The sequence below is a fragment of the Arthrobacter sp. Hiyo1 genome, from assembly GCF_001263615.2.
Classification (GTDB): Bacteria; Actinomycetota; Actinomycetes; order Actinomycetales; family Micrococcaceae; genus Arthrobacter.
The window spans coordinates 172,400-174,216 of sequence record NZ_DF952473.1 but is presented as its reverse complement, the minus strand read 5'-3'; the positions used below and the strand labels follow the sequence as shown (position 1 = coordinate 174,216).

The 1,817-nt window shown below is 65.6% G+C and carries 1 protein-coding gene and 1 pseudogene; both read left to right on the top strand.

The genetic code is table 11. The features are described from left to right. The first annotated feature begins 110 nt into the window (after nt 1-110). A complete protein-coding gene (locus AHiyo1_RS16275; protein WP_059389244.1) occupies nt 111-1,481 on the top strand; it encodes an acetyl-CoA C-acetyltransferase in 1,371 nt (456 codons plus the stop codon). A gap of 5 nt (nt 1,482-1,486) precedes the next feature. Next, nucleotides 1,487-1,817 (top strand): annotated as a pseudogene (locus AHiyo1_RS16270) (3-oxoacyl-ACP reductase); the annotation flags it as partial.

Here is a 1,817-nt window from a genome sequence, read left to right as displayed (position 1 = left end):
GGGTCACGGCGTCGCGGTCGGCGGGAAGTCCTGGGCTGGGGATGTTCACGATACTCAGCGTATCAGGTACGCTGGGTATCAGTAACCCGATGTGATCTAAGGAGCAACGCATGCCTGCAGCAGCACATTCCGCGAGCGCGCCACACGAATCCCCGGTAGCCCCGGGTACAGTCCGCAAGGCAGTGGTGGTTGGCGGGAACAGGATCCCCTTTGCCCGTACCGGGGGCGCCTACACCAAATCCTCGAACCAGGACATGCTGACGGCTGCACTGGACGGGCTGATCGCACGCTTCGGCCTTCAGGAGGAACGGATCGGTGAAGTCGCAGCCGGAGCTGTCCTGAAGCACTCCCGCGACTTCAACCTGACACGCGAAGCGGTGCTTGGCTCGGCCCTTTCGCCGGAGACACCCGCCTACGATCTCCAGCAGGCGTGCGCCACCGGCCTTGAAACCGTCCTGGGCCTCGCCAACAAGATCAAGCTTGGCCAGATCGACTCGGCCATCGCCGGCGGCGTCGACTCTGCCTCCGATGCCCCGATTGCCGTCAGCGAGGGCCTCCGCGAGGTCCTGCTCGACCTCAATCGCGCCAAGTCCCTGCCCGATCGGCTCAAGGTCCTCTCGCGGCTGCGTCCCAAGGACCTCGCCCCGGATGCTCCGAACACAGGGGAACCGCGTACCGGCCTCTCGATGGGAGAACACCAGGCGCTGACCACGGCCCAATGGAAGATCAGCCGCGAAGCCCAGGACGAGATCGCGTTCAACAGCCACCACAACCTCGCCGCGGCCTACGATCGTGGCTTCTTCGATGACCTCGTCACTCCATACCGCGGGCTGAGCCGTGATTCGAACCTCCGGCCCGATACGTCCATGGAGAAGTTGGCCACCCTCAAGCCCGTCTTCGGCAAGAGCCTTGGCGCGGAGGCCACCATGACGGCCGGCAACTCGACTCCGCTCACGGACGGCGCCTCCACGGTGCTCCTCGGCACTGAGGACTGGGCTGACGCCCGTGGCCTGCCCAAGCTGGCCGTCGTCGTTGACGGAGAGGCGGCCGCCGTCGATTTCGTCCACGGCAAGGACGGACTCCTCATGGCCCCGGCCTTTGCGGTACCGCGACTCCTCGCACGCAACGGGCTGTCCTTCGAAGACATCGACTTCTTCGAAATCCACGAAGCCTTCGCGGGCACCGTCCTGAGCACGCTCGCCGCATGGGAAGACGAGGAATTCGGCCGAACCAGGCTGGGACTGGACGGTGCGTTCGGCAAGATCGACCGCGCCAAGCTCAACGTCAATGGCTCGTCCCTCGCCGCCGGACATCCTTTTGCCGCCACTGGAGGACGCATCGTGGCTTCGCTGGCGAAGATGCTCCACGACAACGGCCCGGTTGACGGCCGCCCTGCGCGCGGACTCATTTCCATCTGCGCTGCCGGAGGGCAGGGCGTCGTCGCGATCCTCGAGGCCTACTCCGCTCCGGAAGGTCGGTAACCGGCATGACGGACAAATACACGCAGTTTGTCAGCCACGGGATCGGCAAGGACCTGGCCAAAAAGCTCGGACTGCCCCAACCTGCCGTGCTCCGGAGGTACAAAGAGGGAGAGCCGCTGGTTCCGGGTCCGGTCCTGGTACTCGGGAGCGGCAACGGCAGAACCGCCGGCTCCGACGACTTGGCTGCCGCCCTGGCGGGCTGGGGCCTCGACGTTCGGCGTTCCGCCTTGCCCAAGGAAAAGCTGGGTGCGATCGTCCTGGTGCTTGACGCCGTCGAGCATCCGGAAGAGCTTGCCGGACCAGTTCTCACTGCGGCTCCGTCGCTCCGCGATTTGG